The organism is Alcaligenes endophyticus (assembly GCF_026344035.1).
GTDB lineage: Bacteria > Pseudomonadota > Gammaproteobacteria > Burkholderiales > Burkholderiaceae_B > Alcaligenes > Alcaligenes endophyticus.
Genome location: NZ_JAPKND010000001.1, coordinates 407,934 through 425,758 on the forward strand (window position 1 = coordinate 407,934; position 17,825 = coordinate 425,758).

The window sequence follows — 17,825 nt, forward strand, 5'->3', positions numbered from 1 at the left end:
ATGAAACTTATTCTTCCATAGTTAACCCTAGCGCAAAAGCGACTTATTTTTGTATATATGGATCACTTTTTGGAATGAGCGGAAATAAAAAAAAGCCCTGTAAAAGGGCTGTAAATATGCTGCAGAGTGAACTACATTTAGCGTTTCACTTTATAGCGTTGGACGGCTTCTTTAAGCGTGCCTCCGGCGTTAATATGGGCATGCATTTTTTTCTCGGATAAGGCGATATCCTTTGCCTTTTCCGCCACGGCGAGGGCATTTTGGGGCGCAATCACAACTACGCCGTCGGCATCGCCTAACAAAATATCACCTGGCCGGATGACAACCCCAGCACACACCACGGGTTGATTTTTAACTGTGGTGGCAAACCGATTTTGCCCCGAACGTGGCGAGCAAGACTGAGCAAACACGGTCATTCCCAATTCAGGCATTGCCGCAATATCACGCACAGCCCCATCTGTCACGACCCCCAGCATGCCCACTTGCTTTGCTCTTAAGGCTTGATTCCCGCCCCAGTTGGCGTGAGTTCCTACTCCCTGCACAGCGGTCACAAGCACAGCCCCCCTTGGGGCGGTGTCGATCACCTCTTGTATGGCCAAGGAAAACTCAGGGTGCTGATCCGCCACGCTGGCATTTTCCGGTAAGGGGACACGGCCAATCGTGACCGCTCTTCCCAGTAGATATTGACCGCAAAGCAAACGGACAGATGGATCTAGCACGCTGTCAGGCAGGCCCAAAATATACATGGCGTCGCTGGCCTCGGAGCTGGAAATCCCCGCTAACTCGCCCAACGCACCGTCCAGCTCGAATAGATCGTCACTCATCGTTACCTCGGCTGTGAATATGCTTGGCTTCGTCGGACAGCTCATCGGCCTGATAATGATGATCCAACAACTCAATGGCCGCCGACCATGTCTGGGGTAGTTGTTTTTCCTGCTGAGCTAAAGAAGGTGAGTGAGCCGTGCGAGCCAGTACACGATAGGCAGCTTGGGCCATATTCGGTTCCATCCCAGTTGCCGCGATAGCCTCAATAGACATCTCCATCTCATCCATCCGGCGTTCTGCGTGCAAGACATGCGTCGTCACCAATAATTCCGCCATACCCTCCGCTGACCGGCCGTCTAGCATTTCTGCAAAGGTACCCAGCACCTCGTGCTCAATACCCAGCCGTTGAGCAACCACCAAAGCCTCGACATAAAGGGCCTCAAGCCCTTTTGCCAACAGGCTACGCACGATCTTGATGGACGAGGCTTGACCCGGCTCTTGGCCCACCGCACGCGTGTTCAAACCGATCTGATTTAAGGCCACGCTAGCCTGCTGTGCCCTAGGGCCGGAAAGAATAATGGGGACGCGAATGCCATCGGCGGCCGGGCCCAATACCGCCGCGTCGATAAAGCTACCCTCGTGTACTTGGAAGAGCTGAGCATTCTCTTTTTTCTGCTGCTCTCCCAACGAGTTCAGGTCAATAAACAACGCCCCTTTGGACAGGACTTCGGCCCCCGTGTGAGCCGCTTGCAGTGCGCTTTTGGCTGTGACTGCCGACAAGATGAAATCGGCCTCCTGAAGTGCTTGTGCCTGCCCTGCCAGTTCGACTCCGGCAGCCACCGCTTGCTGTTGGCGCTGTGCATGGCAGTAAGGATCAAAAACCAGCACGCGTGCTAAGCTCTGGCCGGATAGCCCTGTAGCCAAGGCATAACCTAGCTGCCCCATACCGATAAACCCAATGCAAGGCACGGAACGTGTATCAACCATGATTTACCACCTATCTGGAGAAAGTATGTTGGCCACCTCCTGCGAGCTCGCCCCTTTTTGCAAAGCTGAAATTAACTCGCCTTCGGTCTGTACAGCACGCTCAGCACGCTGCAACACATCAAGAGCATAACGCACTGGCACAACCACCACGCCATCAGAATCAGCCAATATCAAATCGCCCGCGGCCACATGTACACCCGCCAATTCTACTGAGCCATTCATTTCAGCTAATTCGATGCGATGCTTACCCGTGCGTGGCGTAATACCCCGAGACCATGCTTGCAAGCCAATGTCACGCATATTGGCCACGTCACGTATATTTCCCTCGACCACCACACCGGCGATGCCTGCCTCTTGCACCGCGGTTGCCATAATCCCACCGAATGCCGAGGCGGCATACTGACACCTGCTTTCAATCACCAGCACATCGCCCGCTTGACTGAGCGTGATAATGTCCTTGCCACCAAGTAAGGGAGCCTTATGCCCTTTGGCGATGCTTGCCCCGATACCTTCCTGAGTGGGTATATAACGCAAAGTCAGTGCCGAGCCTACTACCCTGCCCGTTGAAATAGGCTTGAGCTCAGTGGCCGGAATGATGGTGTCGATGCCTAAGGTATCCAGAATATCAGCTACCGTCGAGGTCAGATCGGGTAAGGCCTTAAACCGTTCCACAATCTCCATCGCCACACGCTCTTGGCTCAGCGTCTTAATCTTTTCTGCGGGAATAAGACCTAATAGCTTGTCTCCGTAGGCCTTTAATTGCGCTCGAATATCTTGCTTATTTTCCACTGACATGATCGCCTCCTTGTGTCAAACCAATTTCTTTTGCCAACTTCTTCCACATCGCGATTTCCCGACCCAGCTCATCGGAAAACTCTGCCGGAGAGTCGCCAACGTAATTCAATGCGTTACTATTGAGTTGCTGCTGCAAGTCGGATTCGTCGTTAAATTGCGCCATAGATTCAGATAAAGATGCCACAATTGACGCCGGTGTTCCCTTGGGTACAAAAACCCCTAGCCACCAACTCAAATCCAAACCTTCTACCCCTTGTTCGGCAAGGGTTGGGATATCGGCAGCTATTGAGCTGCGCTCTTTACCAATTACCCCCATGCTGGTTAATTGACCCGACTGTATATAAGGAAGAGCGGGGCCAAGCGTCACAAATGCTGCATTAATACGGTTTGCCAGTAAGTCCATCAATATGGGACTTTGGCCTTTATAAGGCACATGTAAAAACTCTGTTCCCGTGACTGACTGAAACAACTCAGCGGTCAGGTGGTGTGGCCCACCCGCTCCCGAAGATCCAAAACTCAGCTTACCTGGCTCGGATTTCGCCAGTGTCACCAACTCGCTCACGTTTTTAACGGGTAGTTCCTGATTCGTTACCATCACCACCGGCATCACTGCCGCTTGGCTAATCGGCTCAAAATCTCTAAAGACGTCGTACTTTACCTGGTCAGGAATCGCCAGATTCGTAACCATACTATTGGAAACAACTAAAATCGTGTAACCGTCTGGTTTAGCGCGCGCTACCTCAGAGATTCCTATCGCGCCGCTGGCACCGGGCTTATTCTCAACGATAAAGGTCTGCCCATATTTTTTCTCTAAACGGGGTGCCAACAGGCGCGCCAGCAAGTCATTACTACTGCCTGCCGGATAGGGAACCACGAGCTTAACGGTCGTCGTTGGCCAGGTTTCTTGTTTTGCAATAGAAGCGGTGAAGGGGAAGGTGATGGCCGCCGATATCAGTGTGGTTTTTAACCATTTCATTGTCTTGTCTCCTAGGTTTTGGCAATCGGAGCTTCTTTTGTCATGGTTATATTTCTACTCTTGGTCTCTTGTAACCAAGACTTATGGATAGTGCTTTGACATGCATGACAGAAGCCCTCAGAAATACTTTCGCATAGCGTTTAGGAAAGAGAAAGCGAATTAAAGGCCTTGATTCGTATCGCTTTTTCTCATCACATAGCCCACAACCTTGAGTCTTCAAACAAGTGCAAATGTGCCCAAAAAAAAAGGCGCCAAAGCGCCTTTCCTGCTCTATCCAAGAAAAAAGAATCAAGTATGCCCATGCTCAAAAGCATGGAGTGAGATACCAGTAATCGGTCTAGTTGCTCACCAGAGGAAATCAGAGTCGACCTAAGCTCACCAAAGCCGCATTCACCACCGCCTGTGCATCCACTTCAAAAAATCGACGTAATCGTGCACGCGTATCACTGCGGCCAAACCCATCCGTCCCTAGGGTCAAGTAGCTGCGTGAAGAAGGTAAATAGGCCCTGATCGACTCGGGGACTAAGCGTACATAATCGGTTGCCGCTATCATGGGCCCCTGAGTGGTACTCAACACATCAGCTATAAACGGATCGGACGATAAAGCCTGCCCTTGCAGCCGCGCGCATTGATGACGCTCGCCATCACGTGCCAGTTCACTCCAACTGGTGACGCTGATTACATCACTAGCTATGCCCATCTCCTGTAAGCGCTCTGCTGCTTTAATCACCTCAGTCAAAATCGCCCCCGAGCCCAATAATGTGACCCGAGCGGCGTCCTCGGTATACGATTCAACAGGAAAATTCGCGTAGACATAGGCCCCACGCAATATGTTTTCTCTTGAGCCCGGAACAAGTGCTGGTTGCGCGTAGTTTTCATTCATGGTCGTGATGTAGTAAAAGACATCTTTTTGTTCGACCATCATCTCGCGCATACCTTGGTCAATAATAACCTCGAGTTCACAAGCAAAAGCAGGGTCGTAAGCGAGACAATTGGGTATCGTGGCAGCCGCTAAATGACTCGTACCGTCCTGATGCTGCAAGCCTTCACCGGCCAAGGTGGTACGACCTGAAGTAGCACCGATTAAGAACCCGCGAGGACGTTGATCCGCTGCCGCCCAGATCAGATCACCGATACGCTGAAACCCAAACATCGAGTAATAAATATAGAACGGCAACATGGCCACGCCATGGGCGCTGTAGCTAGTGGCTGCTGCCACCCAGCTTGAAATCGCGCCAGCCTCGCTAATCCCTTCCTCAAGGATTTGTCCGTCTTTCGCCTCATGGTAATGCAAAATGGAATCGATATCTTCCGGCTCATAGCATTGGCCAACACTGGAATAAATACCCACCTGCTTAAAAAGATTCGCCATGCCAAAGGTACGCGCTTCATCGGCCACGATGGGCACGATACGCGGCCCCAACTCTTTGTCCTTGAGCAGACTGCCTAACATACGCACAAACGCCATCGTGGTTGAAAGCTCGCGTCCCTCACTACCGGCATAGAACCGGGCGCTCTTTTCAAATTCAGGCACACTCACTGGCTCACAATGGGTATAGCGAGCCGGTAAATAACCGCCTAGGCCACGCCTTTGCTGATGCAGATATTGCATTTCAGGACTATCTGCTGGCGGCTTATAGAATTCCAATGCCGTAACTTGCTCATCAGTCAGAGGCAGTTTGAAGCGGTCTCTGAACTCGATTAAATCGTCCGCATCCAGTTTTTTCTGTGAGTGCGTGGTCATGCGCCCCTGCCCTGCGGTTCCCATACCGAAACCTTTTTTAGTATGGGCAAAAATAACCGTGGGTTGCCCCTTGTGCTTTGCCGCTGCAGCGTAGGCGGCGTATATTTTGACGACATCATGACCACCACGCCGTAGCTGATCGATTTGCTCATCACTCAGGCCTTCGACTAAACGCTTAAGCTCCTCGTTTTGGCCGAAAAAGTGCTCGCGATTGTAGCGCCCATCTTTCGCAGCAAACGTTTGCATTTGACCATCCACCGTCGCTGATAAGGCTTTGGTCAGCGCACCAGTGCTATCTCGAGCAAAGAGTCCGTCCCAGTCGCTACCCCAAAGGGTTTTGATAACATTCCACCCCGCGCCGAGAAACAATTTCTCCAGCTCATCAATCACGCGGCCATTCCCTCTGACAGGCCCATCCAGACGCTGCAGATTACAGTTCACCACCCACACCAGATTGTCGAGTTTTTCCCGGGCTGCTAGCGTCAGGGCGCTCATGGACTCGGGCTCATCCATTTCCCCATCGCCAAACACCCCCCAAACTTTTCGACCCTCGCAATTCACTAAACCTCGATCGGTTAGGTAATGCATGAATCGTGCCTGGTAGATAGAACTAATCGGGCCTATGCCCATCGAACCGGTTGGAAACTGCCAAAAATCAGGCATCAAATACGGATGCGGATAACTGGACAAGCCGCGTGCACCTTCCTCTGGTCCGCCCAGCTCTTGTCGATAATGCTCCAGATCTGCTTGTGTCAGGCGCCCCTCAAGAAAAGCACGCGCATAAACACCCGGCGCACTATGCGGTTGGAAAAACACTAAGTCGCCAAGGTGCCCTGATCCGGCTTCATCGCGTGCGTGAAAAAAATGGTTAAACCCTACTTCAAACAGATCTGCCGCGCTGGCGTAACTAGCAATATGGCCACCCAGCTCGCCATAAGCCGCATTCGCCCGCACAACCATGGCCAAGGCATTCCAACGCATGATTGCCCCTAATTTCTCGTCCAGTGAAAGCTCGCCAGGAAAAGGGGCTTGCTGGTCAGCAGCAATCGTATTGACATACGGCGTACCCAAAGGCGCATTCCACGCCACCCCAGACTCCGACGCCAAGCGCTCTAACTCACCGAGAATAAAGCTGACGCGCTTCGGGCCCTGGGTGCCCAGCACAGACCAAAAAGCGTCCCGCCACTCGGCAGTTTCAAGCGGATCAGCATCATCGCTTGAGTGTTGACGGGTAAGCGTGTAGAGGGCAGAAGAAAGTGGCGCATTCATAAGAAAACCTGAGCACAAGAAATGGAATAAGGTGATCTCCATTTTGCAGAAAAAGCTCAAGCATGTGCTGTCAAAGTGCAGGTCTTACTAAGGTCGTTTCAGCATGTTATGCCGAAAAATACAACGATAAAAGCATATATAGTCTGTCAGTGCGCGATTAGCAGACAAAGAGCAGATGAAAGGGGCTTATCTTTAAGCGCCAATAAACGTCTTGACTGATTACAACGGTGCCGTTTCTCATGCAGGCACACAGGTACGTGTCATCGTGATGTGAGTGGCGCCATTACTGCTCAAGTTGCTTCAACTCTTTCTTAAAGCTCTGGATAGTCAGTAAATCTTGGCCGCCTTCGTGCCGAGTAATAAACTGCCGCAGCAACTCTATGTACTGTTCTTTGAACTCTGCATTGCTAGGGCTAGCTTTATAGCGCTGACGTGCTTGATCTATGGGTCCGATTTCTTCCCGTAGCAAACGCCGTCGGCCGTACTCGGACTCATCACTGAGAATAACGAGGTTTTTTGGGAAAGAGGCGATATGCTTCACAATGAAACGTTCCCCCTCAGGAGGGATCAAAATTTGATTACGAAGCGGCCATATGCTGGCAGACATGGTGTCGAAGCCGCTGATGACATCCTCACCCTGCGCTGTCTGTACAAGCACTTCGTACGCCCATATATATTGCTCATTAAGGCGCGAGCTGGTCTGCCTAGACGACGTAATAACGGCGGAAGCGGTGCTCCCAAACTGATTTAAAAAGGCTGCATTGAGCATCGGGCCAAAAAACAGAAAAGCCATACCCAATAAGCTAGCAGGCACCACGAAAAGCGGTATAGAAAAGCGCTTATATTTCTTGGACAAGTAAACGGTCAGCAGAACAACTATCAAGATAAAGCTGAAAAAGCTAACTAATCGGTACTGAATTAAAAAGTACAGCACAACAGAAACAAAATAGGCCACTGCAGACACTCGATGTAGAGAGACACGTTACGTAGGCAGTATCCCCATCATTTATGACAGATTTATGAATGTCAAAAACAGTACCACTTTTTAGAATATTGCAACACCTAGACGCAGGGGCACCGAGTATGCCGCACGACTCAATGAAGCACTAGTGTTTCAGTCAATGGCTCAACGCTTTACCTGCAGCCTTGAAAGCTCTGCAGGTATTTCCGCTATGTCCAGACGCCGCGTCCAAATTTCAGCTACTGTGTCATCCATAACAACGGCCTGTTTGACGAGTCCGCTCGTTCCCGCCTCTTGGCCCGCCACATTCACTGAAACCACCACCTCAAAATGGGGCTGTTCGGGCAAGTACTGCAAAGGGTCCATGCCGTCGGCTGTGATGTTTTCCCAAAGCTCCTGCATGGTGAATGCCGCCGTTGCAACGCCATACTCCTTCACGCTAGCGTAGGTGGGCGTTTCGGATACGGGTGCTGTGAATGCCTGCCAGCCTTGTGCTGGCCCCGTTGGATCCTCAAGTGAGAGACAAGACGCGCCCAAACAGTCAGCCGCTTGCGCTTGTGCATGAAGAACTTCGGCTCGGCCAGCGTGCAAGATATCCGCTCTCATCCCCATGACTGGCGCAAAAACAAAGCGCCAAGCCACATGAGGCCCCACACCAAACTCCGTCGCCCCCACCGCGACACCGTCTGGAACGGTCGCCCGCACAGCATCAAGTCGCGTCGGCCCGACGTTATAGCGTGTAATTTGCACGTAGGCTTGCTGCAGCTCAGGCACGTCAACTGGTACGTCCATGCTGTACTCAACATGGTAGCGTACATGTGGCAAAGGAGTCTCGTTAGCATCGACAACAAGAATAGACTTGGTCAAGGGATCCACCTCTGCGTCCGGTAATCGGAGCGACACAGACTCTTGGGCTCCAGGGAAATTTTTCTTTGAATAGTAATGCTCACCAGTCAACGATTCAGGGGCAACGGGCTGAAACTTTGGCGCTCGACTAAAAGCCAGTGCGTTGGTCTCCAGCTTAACAAGGGCCTGTTGATGGATGTTGTTGGAGAGTGCTTGACCGCCTAGCAGCGATAAAGCTGCTGCACCCGCAATAACTCGAGCTTTCATCGTTGTATTTCCTTACGCTGATATGAGTCTGCAAAATATTGTCTTGAGTGTCCAAGGCCCTTGCCGTTCCAAAGATTCTTTGGTTCATGTCAGATCCTCGGCTTACCTAGACCTATTGGTTGATAGTACGTGAACTGAGACGGGAAATAACCGTCTGAACAGACGGGATGGTCCAATGATGTGCAGGTGCCCGTTCATCTAGACGGTGTGATGCACCCCAATGAGAAATATAATAAGCGGTTCTATAGGCCGGAAAATGCTAGGGTTTTTCGTTCTGTCCAGAAAGGGCTCTTATAAATGTCGATGATCACACGTATGACCTTGGCGATGATGGCATTGTGCTTAGGGATTGGTCTAGTGCCACCTGTAGGCAACTATGCTGCAAATGCGCAAGGACTCAACCAAAAGTTAAACGACCAGGCGCCCGCAGAACAGCGCCTGACCCAGGCCCTAGCTGCCGTTGCCGACATTCGTCAAGCCCTAGATAAAACACAGTTCGATATTGAAGCCTTAATAGAATCGCTGGATTACGATCCGGAAGCAATTATTGACTTCGTGCGCGATGAAATACACTTCCAACCCTACGAAGGCTTGTTGCGTGGTGCCCAAGGCACCTTGATGGGCCGTGCGGGCAATACGCTTGATCAATCGCTTTTGCTTGCCCTACTACTTAAAGAAGCAGGCCTTGAGGCGCGTCTGGCTCGTGGCACGCTTGATCACGAACAAGCTTCCATGCTTGTCCGCTCGCTGCGCGGCCAAACAGTATACGGCGCCGAAAACAGCTTGTCTGATCTCGAGCCTTCACTGCAAAAGCTCGTGCGCGCTGCCGGCTTGCAAGGCCCGCAGGCACAAAGCGTCATGCAAGCACTCCAGCCCACCCCTAAGGCGCAAGAACTCCCTATATGGACAAGCGCTGTGGCTGGCCGCGACTATCTCATGGCGCAGCTTGGCAATAAAGCCGGTGCTGCTCTGGCACGGCATGACGCCGAAGCAGAGTTGGCGCGGCAATCTACTGACTACTTCTGGGTGGAGTTTAAAGATGGGGCAGCCGCCCCGTGGCAGCGAGTGCATGTGGTCGCTTCTGGCGACGTTTTTAATGCAGAGACCTTGCCAGCCACAGAATACTTCTCTGACCACATTCCCGAGTCCATGCAGCATCGCCTGCGGCTTAGGGTTCGACTCGAGCGGCTAGTTAGCGGCAAGCCCGAAACCATTGACTTGATGGACCCGTGGGAACGACCCGTGGCCAATTTGACCGGAAAACGTCTGACTTTTGCCAACAGGCCCAACGGCTTTCGCTCATTGCAGGATCTGAATGACTTAAGCATGATTGAAGCCAGTACAACTTTCCTTTTGCCCACGCTAAATGATGCGCCTGCGCCGGGCGCACTGGTGTTCGACCTCCGAGGCAGAACTATTCCATTGAGTACGCTCGCAATGGATGGCATGGGGGCAGCAGAGTTGTTCCGCACTGTCGGCGACCAAACCTTGGCCGCTGCCGATGCGCTGGCGGGGTTAAGCTTTGGCAAAACCAAGAATGATGAAGTAACGCTGACAGCGCTCAGTTTGCGACGCGTTTGGCTGGAATACACCAGCATTCATCCAAATGGAACCGAGCGTGTCGATGAGCGCACACTTTGGCTAATGCCCGAAACGGTGTCGCCTGCCCCGAACACGGTGCTGTGGGAACTAGCGACCCCGCATGGTATCGGTGTGGCGACGTCTGAATATCCCGCTAGCTATCTCCTGGATATGGAGTTATCTCGGATGCAATCCTTTGAGCCTATTCTGCGCTGGGCGCTGCAATCCAAAAATGGCACGGTCGATGACTCGCCAGCCAATCGACCCGCTACCCCACCTGAGTGGTCAGGCTTCCCTGAACTGGCATACCTGAGTCAGTTTGATGCGGGAGTTCATTCTGATCAGAACCTGTACTTAGCGTATCGTGCCGAGCCCTCCATCGTCGTAACACGCCATGGGCTGCGTACCACTCCAAACGGTCCAGTCAGCTTTGCGGACGTAGATATTCTGCACAATCGCCGTACGGTGCTATATGTTGGTGCATCCCGGGTGCAGTTCGATCCGACCGAGGCGATACGATTAGGCGTGTGGGATACCATCGTCGAACAAGTAGAGTTGCAGGCACGTGAGTCTTTTTGGCACTCCAGCCCGTCTACCAAGTTTATCTCCGCTAATCGCATGTATCAAACGGAAGGGACAAAAACACCCCTTCTACTGAAAACACCGACAGATGCTACGACCTTACTCACTACCGCCGTAGACGAGCCAACCCGTATTGCGTTGGAGCAGGACTTAAGTAGAGGGTACGTCGTGCTGGCTGAGGCCCCTGCTGCCGATGTTCCCATGGTTTGGTGGCGCATTCAACCGCAAACGGGTGAAACCTTGGGTAGAGCTCTTGATGGGCGTGGTCAAGCACTGTCAGAGTACCAGCATGCTCTCACTGTTTCGGCTTTCAGTACCTCAGCGATTGCTGGCACGGCCCTTTGCTATGGCTCCGATAACTCGTGCAGCTTCGCAGAGTGTCTTGGAACCGCGATGGTTGTTTCTGGCATCGTTACCGGTGCCGGTGCCGCGGGGGCCGCGTTAGGTCCAACAATATGGGGGGCTCTTTTTTCGGGTGTTGGTGTAGTCGGGACGCTAGCCACACATCCTGCCACCAGTAACCTTCCCGTTTCTCTTCCAAGTTGCTTCCGTAGTTAAGGCTGGGCATGTGTACCACCATGCCTTAACTCGGCCCGGCTATACTCAATCGCGCGGACCTGTAGCGGTCGGCGGGCTGTGCCCCACCGGCCCTGCCCGCTTTACTCAATGGACTTCAGCAACAGTGGCCTCTTCCGGTTTCACCTGCACAGCGTCTAACACCACTTCAGGCGTAAGCCCTACTCTGACTTGATAGTTCCCCGGAGGTAAGGCAACCGGATCACCGCCCATATTGCCATGCGCAATCGCCGTGCCGCTTGCGTCAATGACCGTGTAGGCAACCTGTAATGCCTTCGCAACGGCAAGATCAAAACTCTGTTTATCTGTAGCACTGAAATACTCACCACCACCCAAACGCGCCCATTTACCGAAAGTCTGCTCCAAATCAGGGTCATCGAGAGCAAAACCAATGATGTTCAACCTCACATCAAACCCCTCGCTAATTAACTCACGAATTACCGCCTCGGGGTCACCTTCACAGGTTTCCTCACCGTCGGTGACCAATACGATGGTGCGCGGCCCTTTTGCCTGAGCCAGATCCTGCCGAACCAACGCCAAGGAGTCGGCGATGGGCGTTCGAGCGAGGTTTCGGGCCTGAATTGAGCTGATGATTTGGCGCGCGGCGCCAATATCGAGCGGTTTCAATGGCAACTCAAGGTCGCTGCGGCAACTGCCCGCCTCTTTGTGTCCGAATACTCTTAATGACACAGGTGTACCAGGTGGGATTTTCTGCGATACCGCCTGCAATAGACCGCGCTTGGCGATTTCGATACGACGCTCGCCCCCCAGGCGCTGCAACATGGACCCCGAAGCATCCAAAATAATAGCCGTCGCCGGACCGGGACGGGCAGTCTGCTTGGGACTCTTAGGCACTGACGCAGCAACCACGCTTAAGGTGCCGTGCGCTGGTGGCTCCACGAACGTCGCATCAACCTGCAGGCGATAGCTCGCAGGTTGGCGCAACAACACCGAGGTTCTCTCAAATGCATGAGCCATGTCATTAATATCGTGGACTTTACTGTAGTACCCCCCGTTGACCAATGACCAGTTCAGCATCAGTTGCTTTTCAAGCTTCGAATTCCCATGGATGCTTCTTTGTGCAGCGCCCAGCCCTAAAGCAATAACTTGCGGTTGCCCTTGCTCTAATGCTGGCCACAAAGTCGGGTCAGTAGGCGTTTCGGCGTCCGTAATCAAGATCACGGCTCGACTTCCGCTACGTTTAGCCAACGCCTGGCTCGCCGTGTGAAGCGTACTTTCGGCGCTGCTGGAATCCGTATCAGTGTGCTCATTGAGCGCCTGCAGCATCAAATAGGGATCGCTGTTCCACTGCTGTAACTGTAATGCTCCGCCGAAAGGCAATAGGTTGGCCATATCGCGTCCAGGTACTAAACCGCGAGCATATTCACTCATTGCATTGCGGATTTGCTCGCGGTAGGCCCTGACACTACCACTTGTGTCCCAGGCAAAAATAACGTTACGGGGTGGCTCAAAAACTTTGACTAATAACTCTGAGCCCGGTTCTGCCGATACTATCCAGTGTCGCTGGTTACCCTGCGCTTGTTCTGCCACCAGGGCCACCGGCTCCCCGTCGGGTGTTTCCACTGACAAGGCCGCCTTAAGGTAATGAGGATCAGAAAGATGAAGATCAAGCTGGTTATTGCCCTCAGGGACACGCACTCGATACCAATGCTCTTGGACAGCGAGTTGCACTCTTGCTTCAACCGGATGCCCTAGCTCTAGTGTTTTGGGTGTCTCACGCCTGCCATACGATGGGCTTGAGGCTATGTCGGTAGTAATGGGGTCGGGATAGAGCGACTCATAAATTGCTTCCGGCCCTCCACCCCATACGCCCAGAGTAGTAAGGTGTTGCTCGTTGGTTTGTGCTTCATAGACCTGCACGGATTTCGGCGCAGCAACGCGTCGGCGGGTATCGGCGACCGGCAGCAACTCAAAGCGAATAAACCGTGCCCATACCGGTTCGGGCAGTTGCAATTCGACGTCTTGATCCACATTGGGCTGAATCCGCCCAACGGACGTCCACGGTCCGACTGGGCCTTGCAAACTGATCTGTACGTCGATATCGTCGAATGACTCTCTTTTATCTTCACGAGCCTTTTCCCACACGATACGATCGACTCGAGCGGCACGGTTGTCTCGAAAGCCAAGGACCCAATATGCTTGCTGCTTGGGGCTGACATCAACAACTCCCCCTCCGGAATGCGTTTTGACTTCTGGGTCGATCCAAGATGGATTGCGTCCTGCGGTGGGTTGAGCATGTACGACGTGCCCCCCATGGCGCGGTGCGGCTAGGTTGAAGGGCTGCTCGTCCACTGTTGTGCCGGGCTTGGCGATAACTTGCCATTCACCAATCGCCGTGTTGCCCCCCCAGTCGCCATTGTAATTTTGATGAACAATGAGCCGAGCGTACCGCGCGGGACGCTGCGTCTCCATCACGAAGTATTGAGTGTGCCTTATCGGCTCAAGTATTCCTCGTAACACGGTCTCGAAGCGATTGCCATCATCAGATAGCTCCACGCTGAAATGTTGCGGCGCTCTATGCATGACCACATGACTGTGCGCATTCAGGCCGAAGCCAGCAATGGCTTGTGTTCCGTCTCCGGCTAACTGAACCGTAACACTAGCCGTATAGGGCAAAGACTGCTGACGCCACTCGAAATCGTGGGCTGTTCCGTGCATGCCGTCAATCAGGCTGTCTACATTACGGTAAAGTTTGCTTTGCTCTCCGGCAAGAACCTTGCCCCCTAGCGAAGCAGCCGCCAAGTTCAGACCACCTCGCACGGCCAAGGGCACGCTCCAGTGCGCCTCAGGCCCAACATGTGCCGCGTCGGACATTACGTCGATTGCGATCTCTGCAGCGATGAACGCACCGGACGCATGCGCAGCACGGGCACTGACTTGTGTCGGTATAGCACGTAGATCGGCCGGCGCGCGTATGTTGAGCGCAATCTCCCGGCTTTCGCCTTTCGGCAGCTCAACCATGCTCTCTTCAGGGGTCACTTGCCAGTTAAGGTCGCTAGCGACGACATCTACGTTCAAGGTGACGTCTTGGGAGCCTGCGTTCTGTAGCCGGATCGTGCCTGCAACGTGTTGCCCTAACTGTGCGTAGGCGGCAAACTGGTTCACAGGTAAATGCAAGGACATCGACACCTCATCCAGTTCAACTAAGGGCGGTTGACTCAGCCCGCCTCCATCAGGCCGCGCCTGAATCTGATAGTCTGCATTTGTCTTCACGACCAAATAGCCCTGTTCGCCCGCAGGGACACTGAAGCGATAGGGCTGCTCGGACGACTCTCGCTTTAAGCGATGCTCTTTATCGTCTTGTTCAATATGTATGGCCAGTTGGGCTGGAGACGTCGTTTCAAAATGCCAGTCCGTCGCTTGATCTTGAACCGGCAGGCGATACCAATCGATATCTCCCCGCAACGTCGGGTCAGCACGCCCATTGATATATCCGTCGATCGGCAAAGAGTTGCTAAATGCGGCATTATGATTGGGCTCACAGTCCACATCACAACTATATCGGGGCAGGCGCTGCAAACTTAGCTGATATTGGTCTTCTGTAGGCTGGTTAGTGAACAAGGTCAGGACATAACTACCTGGGGGATATACTCCCTGCAAACTAACTTCTTCTTTACCGCCCAGATCCAGTTCTTTCAAGACACTGTTTTCCCACGCCAACACGGCACGCATTTTTACGTCCGCATCCAGCGGCGCCTTAAGCGTCAAACGTATATGCTCGTAGTTAGCAAGCTGAAAGTAATACATGTCCTTGTCTTTGGCATCATGAAAGCCCCCCGTACGTGTCTGGCCGGTTCTGAGCCCCAGCATGTTTTGCTCGCTATCATTGGGTTCGCTTTCCGCATTCGGATCGGGCATGCCTTGAGCACGAGTCAATAGTACGTAGTCGCCCTTATCGCTGCCACGAACAGAAATGTAATGTGTCCCAGGGACGAGATACAAACGATCCAGCATGAGACGTTTAGCGTGACTATTAGCGTGCGTGGTCTGCAAGCGACGACCGCGGCCGTCGTAATACGACATTTCCTTAATCGTGTCGCCATTGACCTGGAAGCGCCACATCTGAGGGGTTCCCTCGACATCCACGCGATAGAAGTCGTGATCGTTGCTGGCGTCAAACTCACCGCGCAGGCGCTTACCAAGCTTGATAGTCGTGGCCCAATTCAAATCATCGTTGGGCTCTGCCTCTACGTTGTGGTCATGTTTGCCATCGCCTTGCAAGCTTAGGCGATACTGCATACCCGTTTTGCCACGCAAGAGCTTGACACCATAGCGTCCAGCTTCCAATGCGATGCCCTCCATGAGCCAGTCACCATTAGGCTCGCGACACTGGATATTGGCGCCTGCGTCATCAAGCAGACAGACGGTATAAGGTTCTGCAATATTGGTGTCCAAGCGTAAGGCTAAGCGCTGATCTGCCTGCTCCTCAGATAACTCGAAGCGATAAACATCTTCGTCACGATCCACCTGGAAGCGCCCGCTTACTCCCTCGAACAGATCCACTTTGTTGGCTGAACTCCATTTATCGTTGGGCTCGGCTTCTTCCCCTTTTACCTTCAGACCGGCTGCTGTTACAGCAATAAGCTGCAAGACGTCTAGCTCACCTTCGAGCCGTAAAAGATACTCGCCTTCAGGGAGACTCAAATCAGCAAGCTCAGCCTGACCCAAGGCATTTACGCTGACAAAAGCCAGTTGCTTCCCAGCAGCGTCTTCCAGACTAGCCTTAAGAACTTGCCCAAGGGGGGTGCCGATAGAAATGTTCCATCGTTGCTGCGCATCTGCTTCGTTAAGTTTGAAACGATACCAACTGATTTTCGCGGGTGCCAGCCAGGCCTCGGGGCTGTTAAGTCGAACACTCAAGGGGGCTTCGCGTGTGGGATCGGTCGAGCCAGCACGATTTAAGCGTAAAGCTCTTGCCTGAGTAATGTTCAACCGATAGCCGTTGGCGTGCAGCGGCTGCTCCTCAAGTAAGTTTGGTGCGTGGGCCGACTCATTTTCATCGGGTGACAGGCCACTTACAGGGTTAGGCTGTACCTCTTCTGGCTTTCCCACAAAGGCTTCACCCATTGTGGCAAAGGCACCGGAGACCAACGGCGGGCGCGTACCATCGCCACCAGCACGAGCAAATCCCAGCACATACTCGCCGGGCTCAAACAATAAGCCAGACTGGGTAATAGGTCGCGAACCGTCACGCGACCCGAGCATAAAGAGTTTTTTGGTGCCTGTGAGGGTTTGGCCGTCTTCAGCATACTGCAATTGCAATACATCAACCATTGTCAACGCGCCAGGAATGCCTTGAAGCGTGAATGTCCAAGGCAGCAAGCTTTGTTCCTCTTCGACCGTCCACAAGAATCCGTCTTGGTCCCCCGATGGCATAAGCCCCATAATCTTGACATCACCTGAAATCGGCTGGAATGTGTCGGGGGTGTCGTTAGGCTCGACATCGTGAACGATAGGCTGAGCAACACCTAATAAGTGCGTACCTGCAAGGAAGATCGAAGCCAGACCCACTCGGCAGTAGTTTCGAAGCCAGTTCTTCATCACTTTCACCTTGCCTGCACGGCGGCTACCCCACATTACTTCTGTGGCTTTTGTTGTTGACCTAGCTGTTCCAGCATGTTGTGGATTGCTTGCATGTCGACTGCCTCGCCAGACCCTGGGCCCTGCAGCTTTTGCAACTGCTCCATCATTTGCCCTATTCCCTGCGACTGCATCAGCTCCTTCGCTGCCTCCATCCCCTTAGCATCCGTTAATGCGTTCATATTAAGAGTCTCTTCACCGCCGTCGCCTTGCACGATCATGTCACCGGGATTTTGGCCCGGTTTGCACGGGCCTTGCCACTGAGCCACTAACACGGAGCGACCACCTGACTGATTAAACAAAGGGGGCTCGATCTTGCTGCGCGTTTCAACCCTATACTCTGAATCCATGTCACCCGTGATAACGTAATCCACGGCAACCTTTGAGCCCATCAAGTTGCAGACACTTCGACCGGCCAAGGTTTCCCCCTTGCGTTTCAATGGCTCTTCAGTACAAGAGCCCATCTCCCTTGCAAGTTGATGCATCTTCTTATCACTAGCTTGATCTGCACATTGGTAAATCACCTCTACCTGCTCCGAGCCGCCATTCTGGCTCTCATGCTGAGTTTGCTTCCACAAGCCGGGTTTGCGCGGCGGTATTTCCTGACCCTGCGCACTCTGAAGGCCACCAAATAAAAGGGCTGCCAGCAAAGCTAGTACGCCAACCGTATGTGTCGAGCTCATGATTTCTCCTGAAGTAGGTGCTGCAATGCTCAGACACTATAATCAGAGCCGAGTCATTCACGCACCGTCTAAACAGACGGGGAGGCGCAGGAAGCTAGCTTGCACCATTCAGCTGCTACCTTATGGATAGCCAGATGCGCAAAAGAATCTTAAGCTGATCAAATTTTTACAACGCCAGACCTGCTGTGCTTT

Annotated in this window: 10 protein-coding genes; 1 reads left to right on the forward strand and 9 read right to left on the reverse strand. The window is 52.9% G+C overall.

Annotated features, from left to right (window positions below):
• Positions 1–137: 137 nt before the first annotated feature.
• The 7 genes from OSH01_RS01850 to OSH01_RS01880 all read right to left on the reverse strand — a co-directional run bounded on the left by OSH01_RS01850 (position 138) and on the right by OSH01_RS01880 (position 8,610).
• Positions 138–824 (reverse strand): RraA family protein, encoded by a 687-nt coding sequence (locus tag OSH01_RS01850; protein WP_266122344.1) that lies wholly within the window; start codon positions 822–824, stop codon positions 138–140.
• Positions 817–1,752: an NAD(P)-dependent oxidoreductase gene (locus OSH01_RS01855; protein WP_266122345.1), complete on the reverse strand. Its 936-nt coding sequence runs from the start codon at positions 1,750–1,752 to the stop codon at positions 817–819. Before OSH01_RS01855 ends, OSH01_RS01850 begins: the two co-directional genes overlap by 8 nt.
• Positions 1,753–1,755: 3 nt before the next feature.
• A complete protein-coding gene (locus OSH01_RS01860) occupies positions 1,756–2,547 on the reverse strand; it encodes an RraA family protein (protein ID WP_266122346.1) in 792 nt (263 codons plus the stop codon).
• Positions 2,531–3,523: a Bug family tripartite tricarboxylate transporter substrate binding protein gene (locus OSH01_RS01865; RefSeq protein WP_266122347.1), complete on the reverse strand. Its 993-nt coding sequence runs from the start codon at positions 3,521–3,523 to the stop codon at positions 2,531–2,533. Before OSH01_RS01865 ends, OSH01_RS01860 begins: the two co-directional genes overlap by 17 nt.
• A 358-nt stretch (positions 3,524–3,881) precedes the next feature.
• A complete protein-coding gene (gene mdeB, locus OSH01_RS01870) occupies positions 3,882–6,536 on the reverse strand; it encodes an alpha-ketoglutarate dehydrogenase (protein WP_266122348.1) in 2,655 nt (884 codons plus the stop codon).
• A gap of 283 nt (positions 6,537–6,819) precedes the next feature.
• Entirely contained in the window at positions 6,820–7,419 is a 600-nt protein-coding gene (locus tag OSH01_RS01875; protein WP_266122349.1) for a hypothetical protein, read from the reverse strand.
• Between the two features lie 243 nt (positions 7,420–7,662).
• The gene (locus OSH01_RS01880; protein ID WP_266122350.1) at positions 7,663–8,610 is read right to left on the reverse strand and encodes a hypothetical protein; all 948 of its coding nucleotides are present in this window, start codon (positions 8,608–8,610) and stop codon (positions 7,663–7,665) included.
• A 297-nt stretch (positions 8,611–8,907) separates the two neighbouring features.
• Here OSH01_RS01880 and OSH01_RS01885 point away from each other — a divergent pair, with 297 nt between their 5' ends.
• Positions 8,908–11,331 (forward strand): hypothetical protein, encoded by a 2,424-nt coding sequence (locus OSH01_RS01885; RefSeq protein WP_266122351.1) that lies wholly within the window; start codon positions 8,908–8,910, stop codon positions 11,329–11,331.
• Positions 11,332–11,436: 105 nt separating this feature from the next.
• Here the strand turns inward: OSH01_RS01885 and OSH01_RS01890 are convergent, their stop codons facing one another.
• The gene (locus OSH01_RS01890) at positions 11,437–16,911 is read right to left on the reverse strand and encodes a VWA domain-containing protein (RefSeq protein ID WP_266122352.1); all 5,475 of its coding nucleotides are present in this window, start codon (positions 16,909–16,911) and stop codon (positions 11,437–11,439) included.
• 35 nt (positions 16,912–16,946) lie between these two features.
• Entirely contained in the window at positions 16,947–17,633 is a 687-nt protein-coding gene (locus tag OSH01_RS01895) for a DUF3617 domain-containing protein (RefSeq protein ID WP_266122353.1), read from the reverse strand.
• Positions 17,634–17,825 lie beyond the last annotated feature (192 nt).